This is a genomic window from Massilia sp. TWR1-2-2 (assembly GCF_049897565.1).
Taxonomy (GTDB): domain Bacteria; phylum Pseudomonadota; class Gammaproteobacteria; order Burkholderiales; family Burkholderiaceae_D; genus JAFCUW01.
Window position 1 is genome coordinate 1 of the sequence record NZ_JAFCWM010000019.1, and the last position, 20,454, is coordinate 20,454.

Consider the following 20,454-nt stretch of genomic DNA (forward strand, 5'->3'; position numbering starts at 1 on the left):
AGTAGAATCAAAAATTCACACTGCAGGCCGCGCTTCTAAATTGATGTCAAGTGTTTTTGTGTCTACGTTGAAAATAAACCATCTAACTGCACATTAAATGATAACTTGGGTGGATTGGGCCGCCGCCGCCCGCACCAACGGCGCCGAGATCCACATCGATTCGTCACGCCAGAAAGTGCTGGTGGTTGACGACAATCGCGACGCCTGCGAATCGCTGCAGGTGTTGTTCGAAATGGAGAACTGCCAGGTATCGACCGCTTACGATGGACAGGAAGCGGTGATCGCTGCACAGCAGGCGATGCCGGACTTGATCGTCATGGACCTGGGCATGCCGCACATGGATGGCTACGAGGCGGCGCGCCGCATCCGCTGCCAGCCCGGTTCGAAGGAAGTGTTGATGATCGCCGTGACCGGCTGGGGCCAGAGCGACGCGCGCCAGCGCACGATGGAAGCGGGCTTCGATCACCACCTGATCAAGCCGGTCGACTTCACCGAAATCAAGCAGCTCGCCAACGCCCAGCTGCTCAAGCGCCAGCAGTTGCGGAGCGCCTCGTAGGATTCACTTCCACTCGCCGCGCAGATCCTTGACCTGCTGGTGCAAGTACTCCGGCGTCGCTTGCTGTGGCGCCACCGGCGCGCCGACGGCCAGCGCCAGCCTCGAACGGGGGCCGCGCGTGAAGGAACGCTCGAACGGGTTGCCCGGATCACGCGTCAGCAGGCTGCCCCACAAGCCGCGCAGCGCCATCGGGATTACCGGCACCTTGCTGCGCTCGATGATCTTGACGATCCCGCCGCGAAACTCGTTCATCTCGCCGTCGCGGGTCAGCTTCCCCTCCGGAAAAATGCACACCAGGTCGCCCTCGTGCAGCGCCTGCGCGATATCGATGTACGCCTTCTCCATCAGCCACGGGTCTTCCTTGGCCGGCGCAATCGGGATCGCCTTCGCGGTGCGGAATATCCAGCCGAGCACGGGCATCTTGAAGATCTTATGGTCCATCACGAAGCGGATCGGCCGCGGACTGGCCGCGCCGATGACGATCGCATCGACATAGCTGACGTGGTTGCATACCAGGACGGCCGCGCCCTCGTCCGGGATGCGGTCGACGTCGACGATCTTCACGCGGTGAATCGTGTGGATCAGCAGCCAGGCCAGGAAGCGCATCAAGAATTCCGGCACCAGCGAGAAGATGTAGACCGCGACCAGCGCGTTGAGGATGGCGGTGGCGAGGAACATCTGCGGGATCGTCGCGCCCATCTTCAGCAGCACCATCGCCATCAGGGCCGACGCGACCATGAACAGCGCGTTCATGATGTTCATGCCGGCGATGGTGCGCGATACGTGGGCCGGGTCGCAGCGCGTCTGGATCAGCGCGAACAGCGGCACGATGAAAAAGCCGCCGAATACGCCGATCATGACGATGTCGGCGAGGATGCGCCAGACGCCAGGCTGCGCCAGCAGGCCGGCGACGTCGACGGCGGCGGTGTTGGTGTAACCGAGGCTGGCCAGGTAAAGGTCGATGCCGAACACCGACAGGCCGATCGAGCCGAACGGCACCAGGCCGATTTCGACCTTGCGGCCGGACAGGCGCTCGCACAGCAGCGAGCCGGTGCCGATCCCCAGCGAGAACACCGTCAGCAGCAGGACGAACACGCCATGGTCGCCGTGCAGGTAATCCTTGGCATACACCGGAAACTGCGACAGCATCAGCGCGCCGTAAAACCAGAACCACGAATTACCCAGCATCGACAGGAACACGGTGCGGTTCTGGCGCGAGAAAGACAGGTTGCGCAGCGATTCGGCAAACGGGTTGCGGCTGATCTCGAGCGAGGGCGCCGGCGCCGGCGACAGCGGAATGCGGTAGCTGGCGACGAGGCCAATCACCGCCACCAGCAGCGTGCTGGCGGCGACAAGCTGGATGCCGTAAGGCTTTTGCGAGACGAGCAGCGCGCCGACCACTTCACCAAGCAGGATGCCGACAAAGGTGCCCATCTCGATGACGCCATTGCCGCCGACGAGTTCTTCAGGCTTCAGGTTTTGCGGCAGGTAGGCGTACTTGACAGGGCCGAACAGTGTCGAATGGACGCCCATGCCGACCAGCGCGACGACCAGTACCCAAAGCGAGTGGCTCATCCAGCCGATGCCGGCCACCAGCATGATCGCCACTTCGAACCATTTGACGGCGCGCGCCAGGCGCGACTTTTCGACCTTGTCGGCGATCTGGCCGGCGGTGGCCGAAAACACCACGAACGGCAGGATGAACAGCGCCGGCAGCACGATGTTGAGGGTGGCCGGGCTGACCGAGGTCCAGCTGATCGCCTCGAACGTGAGCATCACCAGCAGCGCCGTCTTGAACAGGTTGTCGTTGAAGGCGCCAAAAAACTGGGTCCAGAAAAACGGCGCGAAGCGGCGCTGCGACAACAGGGAAAACTGGCTCGGCTGGCTCATGCTGGGGCGCTCTTGGAAGGTAAGACCGTAAAGTAACTCACATCGCCGGCATAGACAAATAAAGTTTCCCAAGGTTATGCGGGTGCGCAAGCCGATACGTCTGGTAGCGCACTTCGATACTTGGCGCTTAGCGCTTGAACAAGGAAGCGAAAGCGCGAATGATGCTTTTGCCAACCCGGCATGACTGAAGAAAGCGCGACGATGAAACAGATCCTCCTGATGCTGCTGCTGTGCCTTTCCGGCCACGCCGGCGCCGCCGGCCAGCAAGGCAGCACCGACCTGTCGAACGCCTCCGAACTGGCGGCCGAGGGGTCGGCGCTGATCGTCTACGGGTCGCTGTCGGCGGTGGCCGCTTCCGGCACGGCAGTCGTCGCAAGCGTCGAAGCGGCCGGCGACGCCAGCGTCGTGGTGCTGGTCGGCGCGTCCGACGCCTCGCAGGCGGCGCTGCGCCTGAGCGGGCAAGTCGCGCGCGGCGCGGCGCTGGCGGTGGGCGCCTCGGTGAGCGTGGTGGCCACGTCGACCGGCTACTTGCTGGTCGCCGCCGGCAAGGTAATCGCCTTTATTCCGAATGAACTGGGCAAGGCGCTGCTGCACCACTCGCGCGTCGCGACCAGGCTCTGAGCATGACGCGCCTGCTGATATTGTGGCTGCTGGCTGCCGTGCTGGCCGCCGGCGAGGCGAACGCCGGCACGCCGTGCGAACCGAAGAAGGCCGACGCCACCAACTTCATCAAGGCGATGAAGCTGGCCGAGCGCACCATGACGGCGCTCGACAAATCGGGCGCCCAAGTCGCGCTGATTGCACGCGCCGGCCAGGACCTGTCGAAGTACGGCCTGCGTTATTCGCACATGGGCTATGTGTGGCGCGACCATCCGCAAGGACGCTGGCTGGTGGTGCATGAATTGAACCAGTGCGGCAGCGCGCGCTCGGCGCTGTTCGACGAAGGCCTCGGCAATTTCTTCCTCGACGATATGCACGCCTACGAAACGCGCATCGTCGTGCCTGGTTCCGCCGCGCAGGCACGCATCGTCGCGATGCTGGCGTCGACCACGCCGCTGCGGCTGCACGATGGCCGCTACAACATGGTCGCCTTCGCGTATTCGACCGACTACCAGAACTCGAACCAGTGGCTGCTCGAGACCTACGCGGCGAGCGTGTCGGACATGCCGATCGACGGGCGCGCGCAGGCGCAGGCCTGGCTCAAGCTGGCGGCGTACGAGCCGATCACGCTCGACATCCCCGCCATGACGCGCCTGGGCGCGCGCATGTTTCGCGCCAGCGTCTCGTTCGATGACCATCCGTTCGAGCGGCGCATGGCCGGCAAGATCGATACCGTGACGGTCGACTCGGTGCTGCGCTTCGTGCACCAGCGCGACCCGCATGCCTGGGAGATTGTGGTCATGCTACCGCGCTAGGTTTGCGTCGCGCTACGCTTCTTCAACCGGGGTCAGTGCCGACATTCGGACCCGGCCTCGACCATATTGCAGCGCGATTGGTTGACGAATCGCTACTGAAACGGAAGCGCAGACTCCTCTACCGGGGTCAGTGCCGACATTCGGACACGGGCTCTTGCATGAACGGTAATTTCCGTTCATCGGAACAGGCGGGGACAGTACCGGACATCGATACGGAACGGTCGAGAGCCGCCGCCGACTTGGCGCCGGCGAGAGGGGACGATCTGCTCGCTAGAACGCAACGCGCGCAATAACGTGTCACTATGCGCGACTGAGATGCGACGAATCGATCCCGACGGGAGTGCTTACTCTCGTAGTGCGCCTTCAAATAGGCGAACAGCGCGGCTGACGGTTTTTGCGGAAACCCCGAAGTGGACACTGATCTCGGCCATCGTAAATGCTGTAGATCGGTATGCACGGGCCATTGCCGCTTCGCGGGGCGGAAACTTGGCCTCGTATTGCGCCAGCGTCAGCGCAGTGATTCTGCGCTGCGGCTTCGACACTGCTACGAGTGCAGCACGGGAGCGAGGCTCGCGATAGCGGGCAGAAAAATCATCGTCACCAAGCAACAGCTGGAACCGCGTGCGCCGCAAAGGACTCTCAATGCCCACGCCTGCAAAGACAAATTGCGCAAATGCATCCGCAGCCTCCTTGCCTTGACCAAACTGTCCGAGCAGCCATGCGGTCTCAAGCCAGATTGGTGCACAACTGCTATCAAGCATCGAATGGTAGCTGCTCCATCGCCACTCGTCGGGCCGTCCGACAATTCCTGCGCGCACGGGATTCAGCGCGATATAGCGCGCCAGTTCGAGCAGATGCGATTCCTTTTGGACCAGCACAGCGTGGTAGCGCCCCTGGAAGACATGCCCGACCTGCACGTGGCGGCGGTTAAATCGCTGGGCATATGCGCCGTTCAATTGGCGCATGCCCTGTGCGAGGTTGCCCTCTACCGTCTCGATCATCACGTGATAGTGATTCGTCATCTGGCAATATGCATGCACCACAAAATGAAATCTATCGCAAACGAGAGCAAGAACCTCGAGCCAAATTTGGCGATCGGTATCGTCACGATAGATGGGATTGAGTCGGTTGCCGCGCGCCGTAATATGGTAGAGCGCGCCGGGGATTTCGATTCTGAGCGGTCGGGTCATCAAAAGACTCTATCACCGGCGCGCGCGTACAAACATGAGCCAGCGCATGCCGGAAGATCGAACGTCGAGCAGCTGCGAGCCCCGTGTAGCTGACCCCGGTGTAGCTGACCCCGGAGTACTTAGGGATGCACCACGAATGCTCAGCTCGTGTCCGATTGTCGGCACTGACCCCGGTGGAGTTGCTCAGCTCGTGTCCGATTGTCGGCACTGACCCCGGTGGAGTTGACCCCGGTGGAGTTAAACGTGTTTTCGGGCTAGTTTTTTGTTCGACAGCCGGTACAGCGGGCCAATCAGCAGAACCACCGCGACCATGCGCGAGACGTGAAACGCGGTGACGATCGGCACGCCCAAGTGCAGCACGCGCGCCGTCAGCGACATCTCGGCGATGCCGCCAGGGGACGTGGCGAGGATCGCGGTGCCCGGGTTGATGCCGCCCAGCGCGGCCAGCGTGGCGCCGAAGCCCGCGCCCAGCGCCATCATCACCAGCGTGCAGGCGGCGCAGGCGGCCAGGAAGCGCGGCGCCGTGTGCGCGAAGCCAGGCGTGAAACGGGTGCCGAGCGAAATGCCGATGCATAGCTGGCCGCCGGCCACCATCCACTCCGGCAGGCGGCTCAGGTGCACGCCGCCGGCCGTGAGCCCGATGGCGACGAACAGCGGTCCGATCACCCAGGCATTCGGGACGTCGAGGCGCAAGCACGCCAGCCCACCCAGGCCGGTCAGGCAAATGAGCACCAGCAGCGCGCCGTAACTTACCGCCGTCGCGCCAGGGACGAACAGGTCGAGGCCCGGACCGAGCCCGTGCCCGGTCCACCAGCGCACCAGAAAGGGAATCGTCCCCACCACCATCATCAAGCGCAGGCTGTGCGAGGCGGCGACCCGGTCGACCGCGGCGCCGTGACGCTCGCCCTGGGTCGCCATTTCGGCGGCGCCGCCAACGGCCATCGCGAAGAACGCGGTGCAGCGGTCGGTGCCGGACAGGCAGTGCAGCAGCACGCCGGCGCCATATCCCAGCACGAGGGCAAATACGATCCCCAATACGATCCAGCCGGAGTACGACACCAGCGCGGCCACCACCGGGGCGGTAAAATACAGGCCGAGCGTGGTGCCGATGACCCACTGGCCGGCGGCGCGTATGCCGAGCGGCGCGCGCAGCGGCGCGCCAAACATGCAGGCGATCGCGGTGGCGAACAGCGGCCCGATCATCCACGGCAACGGCGTGTCGAGCCACACGCACAGCTGGGCGCCGGACAGCGCCAGCAGCAGCGCACCGACAAAAGCTACGCGCGGCTGCGGCTTCAAAACACCCAGAGCTTCTCGGCCGGCATCTGCAGCCAGTAGCTGCCGGCGTCAAGGCGGTATTTTGAATAGGCGCGCAAACTGAGCTCGCCGCGCACGAACAGGCACTCCCAGCGATCGCCCAGGTACATGCAGTGCAGCAGCGGCAGCTCGATCGCGTTCTCGACACGGATCGGGCTGATGCGCACCTCTTCGACCCGGATCAGCGGCTGCACGTCGCTGCCGGCGTTGGCGCCGCGCGCGCTGCCGTGCATCGTCACGCCCTCGACGTGCAACTGCACGCTGGCGCCGTTGCGGCTGACGACCTTGCCCGGCAGGCGGTTGTTACTGCCCATGAAATCGGCGGTGAACAGCGTATCGGGTGTCTCGTACATGCTTTGCGGGGTGCCCTGCTGTTCGATCTTGCCGTTATTGAGCAGCAGGATGCGGTCGGAGATGGCCATCGCCTCGGCCTGGTCGTGGGTGACCATCAGCGCCGAAAGCCCGAGCCGCACGATCAGTTCGCGCAGGAAGGCGCGCGCTTCCTCGCGCAGCTTGGCGTCAAGGTTCGACAGCGGCTCGTCGAGCAAAATCACCGGCGGGTTGTATACCAGCGCGCGCGCAATCGCCACGCGCTGCTGCTGGCCGCCGGACAGCTGGTGCGGATAGCGCTCACCGAGGTTCCCGAGGCCCAGCTGGGTCAGCACTTCCTTGACCTTGGCGGCGATGTCGGCCTTGCCCATCTTGCGCAGCTTGAGGCCATAGGCGACGTTGTCGAACACGGTCTTGTGCGGCCACAGCGCATACGACTGGAACACGAGGCCCAGGCTGCGCGCCTCGGCCGGCATTTCGTAGCCCTTGGCGCCGTCGAATACGCGGCGCTCGCCGATGTCGATGGCGCCGGCCTTTGGGGTTTCGAGGCCTGCCACCGCGCGCAGCAGCGTGGTCTTGCCGCTGCCGGAAGGGCCCAGAAGCGCGACCACTTCGCCGCGCTTGAGGTGCATCGAGACGCCCTTCAGGATCGGGTTGGCGTGCGCGCCGGTACCGTAGTCGAGGTGCAGGTCGTTGACGGATAATTCGTTCATGATTGGTCTCTATCTTATATTAGTTGTGCAGCTTGACGCCGAAGCGCAGCGCGATGCCAAGGCCGATCGCCACCAGCGTGATGTTGATGAACGAGAGCGCCGCCACCAGGTCGGTCGAGCCGCCGGCCCACAGCGACACCAGCATGGCGCCGATCACTTCGGTGCCGGGCGATAGCAGGTACACGCCGGTCGAATACTCGCGCTCGAAAATGAGGAACACCATCAGCCAGGCGCCAAGCAGGCCGTATTTGATCAGCGGCAGCGTGACATCGCGCGTGACCTGGCCGCGGCTGGCGCCAACCGCGCGCGCCGCTTCTTCGAGCTCCGGGCCGACCTGCAGCAGCGCCGTCGAAATCAGGCGCATGCCGTAGGCCAGCCACACCACCGAATACGCCAGCCACAAGGCGAAGATGGTGGAACGCACCGCGCGCAGCGCCGGGATCAGGTTTTCGCTGAGCCAGATGGCGATGCCGCTGTCGCTCATCTTGAGGAAGCCGTCGAGCCAGCTCGGCACGAACAGGAACACCCACAGGAACGCCAGGCCGGCCAACAGGCCCGGAACGGCGCGCGGCACCAGCACGCTGTAGTCGAGCAGGCGGGTGATGCCGTCCTGCTTGCGGTGCATCGCCAGCGCGATGGCGCCGTAGCACACCACCGCCAGAGCGCCGCCGATCACGCCGATCAGCACCGTATTGAAAATGCCGCGCATCAGCGATGGTTGTTCGACGATGTCGCGGAAGTGCTGCAAGGTGAGGACATCAGCAAGCTTGACGCCTTCGCCCCAGTACTGCACGAACGAGCGCAGCACGATGCCGCTGATCGGCATGACGATGGTGAAGACCAGCCAGCCGGCCAGCATGGCAAACGCCAGCCACTTCCAGCGCCCCAGCGGCATCACCTTCTGGCGCGCGCCCTTGCCCTTGATCGAGACGTACTTGTTGGCCGACTTGAGCAGCCAGCGCTGCGCCATCACCAGCGGCATCGTCACCATCACCAGGCACACGGCCACCGCCGCCATCAGGTGGTACGACGGCGTACCGAGCTTGTTGGTCAGCTTGTACAGGTAAGTGGCCAGCACCAGGTGGCCTTCCGGGTCGCCCAGCACCAGCACCAGGCCGAACACCTCGAAGCCGAGGAAGAACACCAGCACGCCGGCATACGCCAGCGCCGGCATGATCATCGGCAGCGATACGTTCATCATTACCTGCAGCGGCGAAGCGCCGGCGACGCGCGCCGCTTCCTCGACATCAGAACCGAGGCTCTTGAGCGCCGACGACGCATACAGGTAGACGTGCGGCACGTGGGTCAGGCCGGCGATGATGACGATGCTGGTAAACGAGTAGATATTCCACGGCACGAAGCCGAGCAGCTCCTTTGCCCAGGTCGAGTAGAAGCCGACCGGCCCCATCGAAACGACGTAGCCGAAGCCCATCACCATCGGCGAGACGAAGATCGGCACCAGCAGAAGCGGCGCGATCCAGCTGCGGCCTGGCAGGTCGGTGCGGATCATCAGGAACGCCAGCATGCCGCCCAGCGGCACGGCGATCGCGGCCAGGCCGGCGGCGAGAACCAGCCCGTTTTTGGCGGCCATCCAGAAGTCGGAATCGTCGAAGATGAACTGGTAGGCCTCGAACCCGAGCGTCTTGGCCGGCATGAAGAACGGCGCGGACAGGAAGCTCTGGTAAAAGATGAGGAACAGCGGCAGGAAAACGGCGATGCAGGTGAGCGTCACCACCAGGCCGCGCGGCCAGTTGAGGCGCCGCGCGACGGGCAAGGAAAAGGTAGACATGAGAGTATCCGAACAAGGATGAGTGCTGCGACTGTCAGGCGGCGGGCCGGCATGCGGCCCGCCGGTTTTGCGGACGGCTTACTTCTTGCCGGCGCTTTCTTTCCACTGTTTGAGGAAGGCCATGCGTTTGGCCGGCGCCAGGTACTGCAGCACGATCGGGTGCACCGGCACCGGCTTGACGTTCTTCTCGCCGATCAGCTTGATCAGGTCGGCCGACGTGGTTTCACCCTTGACGTCGGCACGGATCGCATACAGCTTCGATTCGTTCGAGATGATGGTCTGCCCGCGGTGCGACAGCATGTAGTCGACCCACAGCTTGGCCGCGTTGACGTTCTTGGCCGTCTTGTTGATGAACAGGACGCGCGACAGGATCAGCGTGTAGTCCTTCGGCAGCACCACGCCGAGCGACGGATCGGTCTTGGCGCGCACCAGCGCGTACGAGCCGAGCACGTTGTAGCCGATCAGGTTCTCGCCCGACGAGATCCGCTCGAGCATGGTGCCGGTCGAGGACTGTACCCGCACGCGGGCGGTGCCGAAGGCCTGCTCGAGCGCCGGGAACTGGGCGTACTCGCGCGCATCCTGGGTCATGAACATGAAGCCGACGCCTGATTTTTCGATGTCGTAAGTGGTGACCTTGTCCTTGAATTTTTCTGACGTGATCAACTTGGCGAAATCGGCGTGCGTCTGCGGCACTTCAGCGGCAGTCACCAGGCGCTTGTTGTAGACGATCGCCGCCGGCTCGAACGTGGTGCCGTAAGCCATGTCGTTCCACACCGCCCAGCCAGGAATCTTCGACGCCTCGACCGATTTGTAGGCCATCGCGTAGCCGTCCGAGGCCAGCTTGATCTGCAGGTCCATCGCCGACGACCACATGACGTCGGCGGTATTGCCGCCGGCAGCGACTTCGGAAATGAAGCGGTTGTATACTTCGGTCGAATTCATGTCGTTGTATTCGACCGTGATGCCAGGGTACAGCGCGCGGAAGTCGTTGATCAGCGGCTGCGTCGCCTTGCTGTCGGTGGCGCCGTAGATCACCAGCTTGGCTTCCTTCTTGCCGCCGTCGATGAGCTTCTGGTAGTCGGCCGGATAGCCGGCCGGGAGCTGGGCGAACGCGCCCGCTGCGGCGCCGGCCATGGTCGCTGCGACGGCAGCGTGCATCAGTGTCTTGGTAAAGTTCATGTTGTCTCCTGGGGTATCGTTATATGTTGTAGGTACTAAGCTAAATACTCAGCGAACCAGCTTGAATTGCGTCGCTTGCCGGTGGTAGTCGTCGACTGCTTTTTTTACATATGCGGTCAGGGCCGTCCCGGTCATGCTGAACGGGTACAGGCCGTAAGCGGCGCGCATCTGCGCAAATTCCGGCGTCGCTTCCATCTGCTCGAAGGCGTGTACCCAGCGCCGGTAGTCCGCCTCCGGCACTTTCGGTCCCATCCACACGCCGCGGATGATCGGCCACACCAGGTCGATGCCCTGCTCGCGCGCGGTCGGCGCATTCGCCAGCACGCCAGGCAGGCGCTTTTCCGACAGCACCGCCAGCACCCTGACCTTGCCGGCGCCCGAGTACAGCGTCGCTTCCGACGCGTCGCCCGGCACCACCTGTACAAAGTTGGCGTCCATCGCCGTGAAGGCTTCACCGCCGCCTTCGAGGGCGACGAAGCGCAGCACCTTAGGGTCGATGCCTGCCAGCTTTGCCAGCAGCGCCATCTTCAGCCAGTCCTGGCTTCCGATGGTGCCGGACACGCCGATCAGCACTTTCTGTGGATGGTGCTTGAGCGCGTCAAGCAGGTCGGCCAGCGTCTTGTATTGCGAGTCAGAGCGCACCGCGATCATGCCGTAGTCGGCGCCAAGCGCCGCCACCCAGCGCACGTCGCCAGCGGTGGCCTTGCCGAATTTACCTTGCGCCAGATTGAGCAGCGAACCGCCCGAAAACGCCACCAGCGTATTGGCTTCGCCGCTGCGCTGCGACACCAGCGAATGCCAGGCCACCGCGCCGATTCCGCCGGGCAGATACGACAGGCGCATGGTGCCGCCGCCGGGTTGCCCCTGCAGCGCCTTTTGCGCCAGCTTGCAGGTGAGGTCCATCGCGCCGCCCGGTTTGGAAGGCACGATGCACTCGGCCTCCGGGCCAGGCGCCGCGGTGGCAGCGGCGCACAGCGCAAGGCCGGCGATCAGGTGCAGGAGTTTTTTCATCATCCTGTCCATGATAGTCCCGATATGTCCGCTGCGGCTATCAGAAGCGGTGCTGGATGCCGGCGGTGACGCCGGTCTGCGAGGTGCTGAAACCAGGGTCGTCGCGCGACAGGCTGACCAGCTTGCCGTTCTTCGACTTGGCGTAGGCCGCGGCAACGTACAGGTCGGTGCGCTTCGACAGCGCGTACAGGCTGCGCAGCACATACATGGTCGGATCGGCATCCTGGCCGGAAGCGACGTTCTTGACGTTGACGTGGTAGACGGCGCCGGTCAGCGTAATGGCCGGCTTGATGAAGTAGCTCACGCCGCCCCAGTAGGTGTCGCTGCGCACGTCGGCAGTATTGGCGCGGCCGGCTTCGAGCTTGTAGCCGCGCATGCCGGCAGTCAGGCGCCAGTCGCCGGTGTTGTAGTCGGCGGCGACGTGGAAGGCGCTCGTTTCGTCGCGCCTGAAGGTGACCGCCACCGGGTTGCCGTTGATTTGCTCGTAGGCCGCCATCACGCCGAGGCCCGCGTGGGTCCACGATCCGGCCACCGAGTACTTGCGGCTGTCGGCGGCGCTGCCGGCCTGCTCGCCCAGGCCAACGGTGGCGCCGTACTTGAATTCGCCGGTGGTGCCGGAGTATTTGATCAGGTTGTCGAACGCGGTGGTCATGCCGTACTTGGACGGGCCGCTGGCGTTGGCCGACGTCGCCCACGAGTAGTTCGGCGCGTAGCCGAGCGGGTCGAACAGGATGACGAAATCGTACGTGGTGGTGAACGAGCGGCCGACGACGATGCGGCCGAAGCTGCCGTCGAGGCCAACAAAGGCCTGGCGCTTGAACAGCGGGCCGTCGGCGGCGCCGGTGTCGAGGAAGATGCCGCCTTCAAGGCCGAAGACCGCTTTCAGGCCGCCGCCCAGGTCTTCAGTGCCGCGAAAGCCCCAGCGCGACGTGTTCTTCGCGCCCGAGACGACCTTCGTCACGCTGTTCTGGTTGGCGTTGGCGTGGTTCAGGGTCTCGACGCCGGCGTCGATCAGTCCATACACCTGGACGTTGGACTGAGCGTGGGCGGCGCCGCCAAGGGCGAAGGCCGCGCAGAGGGCGAGCGAAAGCACTGATTTGTTCATACATGTCTCCTGGTTTATGATTTTATAGTTTGTCGTACGGTGGTTCGATACGCACTATATGAGACCGATCCTTTCAATTCGCTTTCAGCTCAACCTGAAGATCGCAGTTGGCCGGACAGCGCGCTTGGGCTTACACTCTCGCCATGCGCATACTTTTAGTTGAAGACCATCTCGAACTGTCCCACTGGCTCGCCAAGGCCCTGCGCGACGCCAGCCTGACGGTCGAAACCGCCCGCAACGGCGCCGACGCCGACGCCCTGCTCCACACCCAGGATTACGGACTGGTGATCCTCGACCTGACCTTGCCGAAGATGGATGGCCTCGAGGTGCTCAAGCGCCTGCGCGCCCGCGGCGGGCTGCGCGCCAAGACGCCGGTGATGATCCTGACCGCGCGCGGCGGCCTGGAAGAACGGGTGCAGGGCCTGAACCTGGGCGCCGACGACTACCTGGCAAAGCCGTTCGAGCTGGCCGAACTGGAAGCGCGCGTCAAGGCGCTGCTGCGCCGCAGCCAGGGCAACGAGGCACTGGTGCACCAGTGTGGCTCGCTCAGCTTCGATACCGTCACGCGGATGTTTGCCTACGACGGCGCGCCGCTAGCGCTGACCCCGCGCGAACACGCGGTGCTCGAAGCGCTCATCACCAAGCCGGGACGCGCGGTCTCGAAGGAAAAGCTGTTCGATGAAGTGTTCGCGCTGGCCGACGACGCCAACCTCGACGCGATCGAACTGTACATCCACAGGGTACGCAAAAAACTCGAGCGCGCCGGCAGCAACGGCGCCGCCATCACCACCTTGCGCGGCATCGGCTACCTGCTGCAGCCGCGCGACGCCGCCTGACATGGGGCCGCTGCTCACGCGCTTGCAGCAGCGCTTCGGCGCCGCCGCGCCGCTGGGCAGCCTGCGCAACCAGCTGCTGCGCTGGCTGCTGATCCCGCTGGTGCTGCTGGTGGCGGCCAACTCGGTGTCGGTGTACCGCAACGCGCTCGAGGCGGCCGACCTGGCTTACGACCGCTCGCTGCTGGCGTCGACGCGGGCGCTGGCCGAGCGCGTCTCCATCCGCGAAGGCAAGGTGGTCGCCGACGTGCCCTACGTCGCGCTCGACAGCTTCGAGACCGACACGCTGGGCCGCATCTACTACAAGGTCACCGGTATCCGCGGCGAGACGGTGTCCGGCTTCGACGACCTGCCGCCGGTGCCGGCCAACGTGGCGCGCTCGGAGGCGTATCCGGCGCTGGTGCGCTTCTACCACGCCGACTACAACGGCGACCAGGTGCGCATCGCCGCACTGCTGCAGCCGGTGTACGACGACTCGATGCGCGGCATCGCCCTGATCCAGGTCGGCGAGACGCTCGACGCGCGGCGCGGCCTGACGCGCAAGATTCTGTTCGACACCTGGCTGCGCCAGGCGCTGATGCTGCTGGCGGTCGGCACGCTGGTGTGGTTCGCCGTGCGGCTGGTACTGCGACCGCTGATGCGGCTGAAAAACGAAGTCGAAAACCGCGCGCTGGGCGACCTGTCGGACGTCGACCAGGCGCTGGTGCACAAGGAAGTGCGCCCGCTGGTGGTGGCGATGAACACCAGCATGGCGCGCATGCAGAACCTGATCGCCAGCCAACGCCGTTTCATCGCCGACGCCTCGCACCAGCTGCGCACCCCGCTGACCGTGCTCAAGACGCAGGCCGAACTGGCGCTGCGCGAAAACGACGCCGGCGCCATGCGCGCGATCGTCGAGTCGATCGCCGTCACCACCGACTCGACCGTCCACCTGGCCAACCGCCTGCTGACCTTGGCGCGGATCGAGCATGGCGGCGAGGCGGCCAACCTGGCGCCGGTAGCGCTGCCGGAGGTGGTACGCCAGGTCGGCCTGGCGCTGGCGCTGCCGGCGGTGCAAAAGCGCATCGACCTGTCGCTGGAGGCGGCGCAGGATGCCGTCATCGACGGCCAGGCGCCGCTGCTCCATGAGCTGGTCACGAACCTGGTCGACAATGCGATCCGCTACACGCGGGCCGGCGGTCAGGTCACGCTGCGCGTGCTGGCGCTCGAGACGGCCGTCGTGCTGGAGGTCGAAGACAGCGGGGTCGGCATCGCCGCGGCCGAGCGCGACAAGGTGTTCAAGCCATTTTACCGCTCGACCTCGTCGATGGAGATGAACCAGGGCGGCACCGGACTCGGGCTGGCGATCGTGCACGACATCGCCGTGCTGCACCGGGCGACCGTTGCTCTGTCGGAAAGCGCGGGCGGCGGCTTGAAGGTGAGCATCACGTTTCCCACTGCGCAGCAACAAAATGCCAGGGCGCTATAAACGAGGTGTGCAAATCGGAGCGCGATTGAGCGCTCGCAAACGAGGCGTCGGGCGAAGCGTTTTGCGGCGCGCTGGCGCGCGTAAAATCTACGGATGAAAACGCCAAATACCAAGACAATTGCGCTCGATACGCTCGGGCCGGATGACGAAGACCATGAACTTCGCGCACTCATTACCGTTGATCTCGACGAGGAAGACGCGCCGCCGCGGCAGCGAACAGTGGACGAATTTTCGGATGAGTTTTTGATGCAGGCGCCGAAAGGGCCGAAGCCGGCGGGGTGATGGCGCGGCAACGCCAAAACGCATGCAGCGCCGGCCGAAAAAAAATGCCGCCATCCACGCGCAGCGGGGATGGCGGTCTATCGGTCAGCTCAGGCTCTCAAGGCGGATCCGCGTCACGTTGCCCACCACCGTGTCGAGCGCCTCGATCTTGGCGATCGCCGCGTCGATGTTCTTCTCGCGCGTCTGGTGCGTCAGCATGATGATGTCGAGGCGCGTGGCGCCTTCGGCCGGCTCCTTCTGCAGCACCGCGTCGATCGAGATGCGGGCGTCGGCCAGGATGCGCGTCAGGTCCGCCATCACGCCGAGCCGGTTCTTCACATAGACCCGCAGGTAATAGCTGGTGTTGATCTCGGACATCGGCCAGATCGCCACGTCGGTCATCTGGTTCGGCTGGAACGCCAGGTGCGGCACGCGGTATTCCGGGTCGGCCGTGGCCAGGCGTGTGATGTCGACCAGGTCGGCGATCACCGACGACGCGGTCGGCTCGGCGCCGGCGCCCTTGCCGTAGTAAAGCGTGGCGCCGACCGCGTCGGCCTGCACCAGCACCGCGTTCATCGCCCCTTCCACGTTGGCGATCAGGCGCTTGGTCGGAATCAGCGTCGGGTGCACGCGCAGTTCGATCCCTTCGACGCCGTCGATCACGGTGCGGCGCGTGATGCCGAGCAGCTTGATGCGGTAGCCGAGCTGCTCGGCGTAGCGGATGTCGACCGCCTGCAAGGTGCTGATGCCCTCGACGTGGGCTTTGTCGAACTGCACCGGGATGCCGAACGCGATCGCCGACATGATGGTGAGCTTGTGGGCGGCGTCGACGCCTTCGATGTCGAAGGTCGGATCGGCTTCGGCGTAGCCTAGTCCCTGCGCCTGCGCCAGCGCGGTGGAGAAGTCGAGCCCTTTGTCGCGCATCTCCGAGAGGATGAAGTTGGTGGTGCCGTTGATGATGCCGGCCACCGACTCGATCCGGTTCGCGGTCAAGCCCTCGCGCAGCGCCTTGATGATCGGGATGCCGCCGGCGACCGCCGCCTCGAAGGCGACCATGACGCCCTTCTCCTGGGCGGCGGCGAAAATCTCGTTGCCATGCAGCGCCAGCAGCGCCTTGTTGGCCGTGACGACGTGCTTGCCGTTGGCGATGGCGCGCATCACCAGCTCGCGCGGCAGCTCGTAGCCGCCGATCAGTTCGATGACGATGTCGATGTCGGGATGGTCGACGACGGCGAACGGATCGCTGACGATCTCGCACTCGCCGCCCACCAGGCGCGCGGCGCGCTCGGTATTACGGGCCGCGACCATGGTGATCTCGATGCCGCGGCCGGCGCGGCGGCGGATCTCTTCCTGGTTGCGTTTGAGGACGTTGAACGTCCCTTCACCGACAGTGCCGATGCCTAACAAGCCTACTTTGATGGGTTTCATATTTCTTTTACTGTGAGGGTTTTCAGCCGCGTCCGTGGCGTCGACGGTAGCCGTCGAGGAAGCGGGCGATGCGGCCGCATGCGTCGGTGAGGTCGTCCGAATTGGGCAGAAACACCAGGCGGAAGTGATCCGGCGCGATCCAGTTGAATCCGGTGCCTTGCACGATCAGGACTTTTTCCTCGGACAGCAGGTCATAGGCGAACTGCTGGTCGTCCGCGATGGGGTACATCACGGGGTCGAGGCGGGGGAACATGTACAGCGCCGCTTTTGGCTTGACGCAGGTAACGCCCGGTATATCGGTCAGTAATTGGTGCGCCAGGTCGCGCTGCTTGAGCAATCGCCCGCCGGGACCGACCAGGTCGGCGATGCTCTGGTAGCCGCCCAGCGCGGTCTGGATCGCGAACTGGCCCGGCGCATTGGCGCACAGGCGCATCGAGGCGAGCATGTTGAGGCCATCGATGTAATCCTTGGCGTGGCGCTTCTCGCCCGACACCACCATCCAGCCGGCGCGGTAGCCGCACGAGCGGTAGTTCTTCGACAGGCCGTTGAGCGTGACGAACAAGACGTCGTCGGCCAGCGCGGCGATCGACTCGTGCTCGTTGGCGTCGTACAGCGTCTTGTCGTAGATCTCGTCGGCGTAGATGATCAGCTGGTGCTGGCGCGCCAGCTCGACGATTTCGAGCAGGACGTCGCGCGGATACAGCGCGCCGGTCGGATTGTTCGGGTTGATGACGACGATCGCCTTGGTGTTGGGCGTGATCTTGCGGCGCATGTCGTCGATGTCGGGGAACCAGCCGGCCTGCTCGTCGCAGACGTAATGGACCGGGTTACCACCCGACAGGCTGACCGCCGCAGTCCACAGCGGGTAGTCCGGCGCCGGCACCAGCACTTCGTCGCCGGTGTTGAGCAGGCCGTTCATCGCCATCACGATCAGTTCGGAGGCGCCGTTGCCGAGGTAGATGTCGTCGATCGACACGCCGCTGATTTTTTTGCCCTGGGTGTAGTGCATCACCGCCTTGCGCGGCGCGAACATGCCCTTCGAGTCGGTGTAGCCGGCGGCGCCATGCATGTTCATGATCATGTCGCGCACGATCTCGTCGGGCGGATCGAAACCGAATACGGCCAGGTTGCCGATATTGAGCTTGATGATCTTGTGGCCGTCCTCTTCCATCTGGCGGGCCTTTTCCATCGCCGGGCCGCGGATCTCGTAGCACACGTCATCGAGCTTGTTCGATTTCAGAATCGGTCGCAAAATAATTTCCTGTCCAGGTGGCGCACTATGTTGCAGTGCGAAAAATACCCATTCTGCCGAAAGCGCCCGATTTAATCAACCGCCAACGGCCGTCAATTGATGGCAAAAACACTATGAACGGGCCGAATTGACGGCAGGATCGCGGAAATTCGCGCTTTTATGTAGTTTGTGGCATGCTAACGCCCGCACGCGGCGAACAGCCGCCCGACAATGCCGCGAAATCCACGCGCCTGCACACGAGACGCCAACGCCATGAAGCTCCATTCCAGCTCAACCCAGCAATACCAGACGGTCACCGGCTACTTCGACGGCGGTGTCGAAATCAACGCCACGCCCTACCAGCACAGCTTGACGGTGATGCCGGAAACGCCGCCGCAGCCTTGGCCGGTGGCCGCCTTCGAAGAGCTCACCGAGGCCCATTTCGAGGCCATCGCCGCCACCTCGCCCGACGTCGTCATCCTCGGCACGGGCGAGCGCCAGCGCTTCATCCATCCGCGCCTGATCGCCACCCTGTCGGGCCGGCGCATCGGCGTCGAATGCATGGACAACCAGGCCGCCTGCCGCACCTACAACATCCTGATGGGCGAGGGCCGCAAGGTCACCCTGGCGCTGATTCTGCAAGCGCCGGCTGCCTGATGAACGAACTGCACAAGTCGCGCACCGTCATCTGGACCCTGTTTGCCGTGTTCGCCGTCGCCACGCTGTACCTGCTGGGCGTGCGCACCCTGGTGCCGCCCGACGAAGGGCGCTACGCCGAAATGGCGCGCGAGATGTTCGTCAGCGGCGACTGGGTCACCACCCGCTTAAACGGCATCAAGTACTTCGAAAAGCCGCCGCTGCAGACCTGGATGAACGCGCTGTCGTTCACCGTGTTCGGCCTGGGCGACTGGCAGGCGCGCCTGTGGACTGGCGCCTGCGGCATCCTCGGCGTCGTGATGACCGGCTACGCCGGCAGCAAGGTATTCGGCCAGCGCACCGGCTTTTACGCCGCGCTGGTGCTCGGCTCGTGCTTCTACTGGGTCGCCTGCAGCCAGATCGATTCGCTCGACATGGGATTGTCCGGCATGATGACGATCGCCCTGTGCGCCCTGCTGCTGGCGCAGCGCGACGACGCCAGCGCCGCAGAACAACGCAACTGGATGCTGGTGTGCTGGGCCGGCATGGCGCTGGCGGTGCTGTCGAAAGGTCTGATCGGCCTGGTGCTGCCGGGCGCCGTGCTGGTGCTCTACACGCTGTTCACGCGCGACTGGAACTTATGGGGCCGGCTGCACCTGGGCAAGGGGCTGCTGGTGTTTTTCGCCGTCGCAGCGCCGTGGTTCGTGCTGGTCGCGATGCGCAACCCCGAGCAGCCCTACTTCTTTTTCGTGCACGAACACTGGAACCGCTTCTTCCTCAAGGAGCACCACCGCGAGCAGGTCTGGTACATCTTCTTCATGCTGACCGCGGCCGGCATGGTGCCGTGGGTCGGCGTGCTGCTGCAAAGCCTGCGCCTGGGCGTGCAGAAGGAGGCGGGCCGCTTCCGACCGCGCCTGATGCTGCTGATCTGGGCCGTCTTCATCGTGCTGTTCTTCACCAAGTCGAACTCCAAGCTGCCCGGTTACATCCTGCCGATCTTCCCGGCGCTGGCGCTGCTGGTGGCGAACTACCTTGAAGTGGGCACGCGCCGCAGCCGCATCCTGACGGCCGGCTCGATGTCGCTGGTCGGCGTGGCGCTGATGGCGATGGTGCCGTTCATGGCGAAGATGTCCAAGCACGGCGAGGAGCATCTGTACCAGGCGTTCCAGCCGTACGTGCTGGCGGCCGGCTTCGTCGCGCTGGCCGGCGCCGCGCTGGCGATCGTGTACGCGCGCCAGATGCAGCGCGACCTGATGGTGGTGGTGCTGGCGGTGACCGGCTTTGCCACCACCGGCCTGATACTGGCCGGGTTCGAACCGATCGGCCACGCGCGCGCCGGCGCCGGGATGCTGCCGGCCATCCGCGCCGAGCTGCGGCCCGACAGCACCATCTTCTCGGTCGGCACCTACGAGCAGTCGATGACGTTCTACCTGCAGCGCACCACGGTGCTGGTGAACTACACCGATGAATTCGCGTTTGGCCTCAAGCAGCAGCCGGAACTTGGCATGCCGACGGTAGACGCGTTTGTCGAAAAATGGACCCGCGACGCCGCCGCCGGCGTGCGCGACATCGCCTTCATCCGCGCCGACATTTATACAGACCTCCAACAGAAAGGCGTGCCGATGCGCGTAGTGGCGCGCGACGAGCGCCGCACCGTGATCGCCAACGATATCCGCAAATGACCTGGTCCACTTTCGCTTTCATTATCACCGGCGTGCTGCTTAACGCCGCCGCCCAGATCTTCCTCAAGGCCGGCACCAACGCGCTGGGAGGCGCCATCCACCTGACGGCGCAGAACTGGTTCGTCACCGGCATCAAGGTCGTCACCCAGCTGCCGATCCTGGCGGGCCTGGCCTGCTATGCGATCTCGCTGGTGGTGTGGATCATCGGCCTGTCGCGCGCCGACGTGACGATCGCCTATCCGATGCTCTCGCTCGGCTACGTCGTCGCCGCCGCAGCCGCCTGGTTTTTCCTTGGCGAAACGGTGTCGATGCAGCGCCTGATGGCGATCGGCGTGATCATGGTCGGCGTGGCCCTGCTGGCCAGGACGTGACGGCTGGCGCGGCCTCGAACGCTGCTAGAATGCCCCATTTGGCGGCGCC

General features: G+C 64.5%; 19 protein-coding genes. 9 read left to right on the forward strand and 10 right to left on the reverse strand.

What is annotated here, in order from left to right:
* Nucleotides 1-97 precede the first annotated feature (97 nt).
* Nucleotides 98-556 carry a response regulator gene (locus ACP7DD_RS17870; protein ID WP_426176147.1) on the forward strand — a complete coding sequence of 153 codons (459 nt, stop codon included), beginning with the start codon at nucleotides 98-100 and terminating at the stop codon, nucleotides 554-556.
* Between the two features lie 3 nt (nucleotides 557-559).
* Here the strand turns inward: ACP7DD_RS17870 and ACP7DD_RS17875 are convergent, their stop codons facing one another.
* Entirely contained in the window at nucleotides 560-2,446 is a 1,887-nt protein-coding gene (locus ACP7DD_RS17875; protein WP_426176148.1) for an MFS transporter, read from the reverse strand.
* 201 nt (nucleotides 2,447-2,647) lie between these two features.
* On the opposite strand from ACP7DD_RS17875, the gene ACP7DD_RS17880 reads away from it, so the two are divergent.
* Nucleotides 2,648-3,067 carry a hypothetical protein gene (locus tag ACP7DD_RS17880; protein ID WP_426176149.1) on the forward strand — a complete coding sequence of 140 codons (420 nt, stop codon included), beginning with the start codon at nucleotides 2,648-2,650 and terminating at the stop codon, nucleotides 3,065-3,067.
* A 2-nt stretch (nucleotides 3,068-3,069) separates the two neighbouring features.
* The gene (locus tag ACP7DD_RS17885; protein WP_426176151.1) at nucleotides 3,070-3,861 is read left to right on the forward strand and encodes a DUF2145 domain-containing protein; all 792 of its coding nucleotides are present in this window, start codon (nucleotides 3,070-3,072) and stop codon (nucleotides 3,859-3,861) included.
* Between the two features lie 344 nt (nucleotides 3,862-4,205).
* On the opposite strand, the gene ACP7DD_RS17890 is transcribed toward ACP7DD_RS17885, so the two are convergent.
* The 7 genes from ACP7DD_RS17890 to ACP7DD_RS17920 all read right to left on the reverse strand — a co-directional run bounded on the left by ACP7DD_RS17890 (nucleotide 4,206) and on the right by ACP7DD_RS17920 (nucleotide 12,495).
* Nucleotides 4,206-5,051 carry an REP-associated tyrosine transposase gene (locus ACP7DD_RS17890; RefSeq protein ID WP_426176152.1) on the reverse strand — a complete coding sequence of 282 codons (846 nt, stop codon included), beginning with the start codon at nucleotides 5,049-5,051 and terminating at the stop codon, nucleotides 4,206-4,208.
* Nucleotides 5,052-5,288: 237 nt separating this feature from the next.
* Nucleotides 5,289-6,350: an AbrB family transcriptional regulator gene (locus ACP7DD_RS17895; RefSeq protein ID WP_426176153.1), complete on the reverse strand. Its 1,062-nt coding sequence runs from the start codon at nucleotides 6,348-6,350 to the stop codon at nucleotides 5,289-5,291.
* A complete protein-coding gene (locus tag ACP7DD_RS17900; protein ID WP_426176154.1) occupies nucleotides 6,347-7,411 on the reverse strand; it encodes an ABC transporter ATP-binding protein in 1,065 nt (354 codons plus the stop codon). Before ACP7DD_RS17900 ends, ACP7DD_RS17895 begins: the two co-directional genes overlap by 4 nt.
* Before the next feature lie 19 nt (nucleotides 7,412-7,430).
* Nucleotides 7,431-9,200 (reverse strand): ABC transporter permease, encoded by a 1,770-nt coding sequence (locus ACP7DD_RS17905; RefSeq protein WP_426176155.1) that lies wholly within the window; start codon nucleotides 9,198-9,200, stop codon nucleotides 7,431-7,433.
* 78 nt (nucleotides 9,201-9,278) lie between these two features.
* Nucleotides 9,279-10,358 carry an ABC transporter substrate-binding protein gene (locus ACP7DD_RS17910; RefSeq protein WP_426176227.1) on the reverse strand — a complete coding sequence of 360 codons (1,080 nt, stop codon included), beginning with the start codon at nucleotides 10,356-10,358 and terminating at the stop codon, nucleotides 9,279-9,281.
* Nucleotides 10,359-10,427: 69 nt separating this feature from the next.
* Nucleotides 10,428-11,393, reverse strand: coding sequence for a tripartite tricarboxylate transporter substrate binding protein (locus ACP7DD_RS17915; protein WP_426176156.1), 966 nt, complete (start codon nucleotides 11,391-11,393; stop codon nucleotides 10,428-10,430).
* A gap of 37 nt (nucleotides 11,394-11,430) precedes the next feature.
* The gene (locus ACP7DD_RS17920) at nucleotides 11,431-12,495 is read right to left on the reverse strand and encodes a porin (RefSeq protein ID WP_426176157.1); all 1,065 of its coding nucleotides are present in this window, start codon (nucleotides 12,493-12,495) and stop codon (nucleotides 11,431-11,433) included.
* Nucleotides 12,496-12,638: 143 nt separating this feature from the next.
* On the opposite strand from ACP7DD_RS17920, the gene ACP7DD_RS17925 reads away from it, so the two are divergent.
* From ACP7DD_RS17925 to ACP7DD_RS17935, 3 genes are all read left to right on the forward strand, one after another.
* Nucleotides 12,639-13,331, forward strand: coding sequence for a response regulator (locus ACP7DD_RS17925; protein ID WP_426176158.1), 693 nt, complete (start codon nucleotides 12,639-12,641; stop codon nucleotides 13,329-13,331).
* Nucleotide 13,332: 1 nt separating this feature from the next.
* Nucleotides 13,333-14,796 carry a sensor histidine kinase gene (locus ACP7DD_RS17930; protein ID WP_426176159.1) on the forward strand — a complete coding sequence of 488 codons (1,464 nt, stop codon included), beginning with the start codon at nucleotides 13,333-13,335 and terminating at the stop codon, nucleotides 14,794-14,796.
* Between the two features lie 93 nt (nucleotides 14,797-14,889).
* Nucleotides 14,890-15,078, forward strand: coding sequence for a hypothetical protein (locus ACP7DD_RS17935; protein ID WP_426176160.1), 189 nt, complete (start codon nucleotides 14,890-14,892; stop codon nucleotides 15,076-15,078).
* A gap of 84 nt (nucleotides 15,079-15,162) precedes the next feature.
* On the opposite strand, the gene ACP7DD_RS17940 is transcribed toward ACP7DD_RS17935, so the two are convergent.
* Together ACP7DD_RS17940 and ACP7DD_RS17945 are read right to left on the reverse strand one after the other, a co-directional pair.
* Nucleotides 15,163-16,485 carry a homoserine dehydrogenase gene (locus ACP7DD_RS17940; RefSeq protein WP_426176161.1) on the reverse strand — a complete coding sequence of 441 codons (1,323 nt, stop codon included), beginning with the start codon at nucleotides 16,483-16,485 and terminating at the stop codon, nucleotides 15,163-15,165.
* 22 nt (nucleotides 16,486-16,507) lie between these two features.
* Entirely contained in the window at nucleotides 16,508-17,737 is a 1,230-nt protein-coding gene (locus tag ACP7DD_RS17945; protein WP_426176162.1) for a pyridoxal phosphate-dependent aminotransferase, read from the reverse strand.
* Between the two features lie 252 nt (nucleotides 17,738-17,989).
* Between ACP7DD_RS17945 and ACP7DD_RS17950 the strand changes: the two genes are divergently transcribed.
* The 3 genes from ACP7DD_RS17950 to ACP7DD_RS17960 are packed head-to-tail and all read left to right on the forward strand — an operon-like array spanning nucleotide 17,990 to nucleotide 20,405.
* The gene (locus ACP7DD_RS17950; RefSeq protein WP_426176164.1) at nucleotides 17,990-18,373 is read left to right on the forward strand and encodes an Mth938-like domain-containing protein; all 384 of its coding nucleotides are present in this window, start codon (nucleotides 17,990-17,992) and stop codon (nucleotides 18,371-18,373) included.
* Entirely contained in the window at nucleotides 18,373-20,034 is a 1,662-nt protein-coding gene (locus ACP7DD_RS17955) for a glycosyltransferase family 39 protein (protein ID WP_426176165.1), read from the forward strand. The genes ACP7DD_RS17950 and ACP7DD_RS17955 overlap by 1 nt, the downstream gene beginning before the upstream one ends.
* Entirely contained in the window at nucleotides 20,031-20,405 is a 375-nt protein-coding gene (locus tag ACP7DD_RS17960; RefSeq protein WP_426176166.1) for an EamA family transporter, read from the forward strand. Before ACP7DD_RS17955 ends, ACP7DD_RS17960 begins: the two co-directional genes overlap by 4 nt.
* Nucleotides 20,406-20,454: the final 49 nt, after the last annotated feature.

Coding starts and splice junctions, on each gene's coding strand:
- ACP7DD_RS17870 (WP_426176147.1), top strand. CDS start 98: ATGATAACTTGGGTGGATTGGGCCGCCGCCGCCCGCACCAACGGCGCC.
- ACP7DD_RS17875 (WP_426176148.1), bottom strand. CDS start 2,446: ATGAGCCAGCCGAGCCAGTTTTCCCTGTTGTCGCAGCGCCGCTTCGCG.
- ACP7DD_RS17880 (WP_426176149.1), top strand. CDS start 2,648: ATGAAACAGATCCTCCTGATGCTGCTGCTGTGCCTTTCCGGCCACGCC.
- ACP7DD_RS17885 (WP_426176151.1), top strand. CDS start 3,070: ATGACGCGCCTGCTGATATTGTGGCTGCTGGCTGCCGTGCTGGCCGCC.
- ACP7DD_RS17890 (WP_426176152.1), bottom strand. CDS start 5,051: ATGACCCGACCGCTCAGAATCGAAATCCCCGGCGCGCTCTACCATATT.
- ACP7DD_RS17900 (WP_426176154.1), bottom strand. CDS start 7,411: ATGAACGAATTATCCGTCAACGACCTGCACCTCGACTACGGTACCGGC.
- ACP7DD_RS17905 (WP_426176155.1), bottom strand. CDS start 9,200: ATGTCTACCTTTTCCTTGCCCGTCGCGCGGCGCCTCAACTGGCCGCGC.
- ACP7DD_RS17910 (WP_426176227.1), bottom strand. CDS start 10,358: ATGCACGCTGCCGTCGCAGCGACCATGGCCGGCGCCGCAGCGGGCGCG.
- ACP7DD_RS17915 (WP_426176156.1), bottom strand. CDS start 11,393: ATGATGAAAAAACTCCTGCACCTGATCGCCGGCCTTGCGCTGTGCGCC.
- ACP7DD_RS17920 (WP_426176157.1), bottom strand. CDS start 12,495: ATGAACAAATCAGTGCTTTCGCTCGCCCTCTGCGCGGCCTTCGCCCTT.
- ACP7DD_RS17925 (WP_426176158.1), top strand. CDS start 12,639: ATGCGCATACTTTTAGTTGAAGACCATCTCGAACTGTCCCACTGGCTC.
- ACP7DD_RS17930 (WP_426176159.1), top strand. CDS start 13,333: ATGGGGCCGCTGCTCACGCGCTTGCAGCAGCGCTTCGGCGCCGCCGCG.
- ACP7DD_RS17935 (WP_426176160.1), top strand. CDS start 14,890: ATGAAAACGCCAAATACCAAGACAATTGCGCTCGATACGCTCGGGCCG.
- ACP7DD_RS17940 (WP_426176161.1), bottom strand. CDS start 16,485: ATGAAACCCATCAAAGTAGGCTTGTTAGGCATCGGCACTGTCGGTGAA.
- ACP7DD_RS17950 (WP_426176164.1), top strand. CDS start 17,990: ATGAAGCTCCATTCCAGCTCAACCCAGCAATACCAGACGGTCACCGGC.
- ACP7DD_RS17955 (WP_426176165.1), top strand. CDS start 18,373: ATGAACGAACTGCACAAGTCGCGCACCGTCATCTGGACCCTGTTTGCC.
- ACP7DD_RS17960 (WP_426176166.1), top strand. CDS start 20,031: ATGACCTGGTCCACTTTCGCTTTCATTATCACCGGCGTGCTGCTTAAC.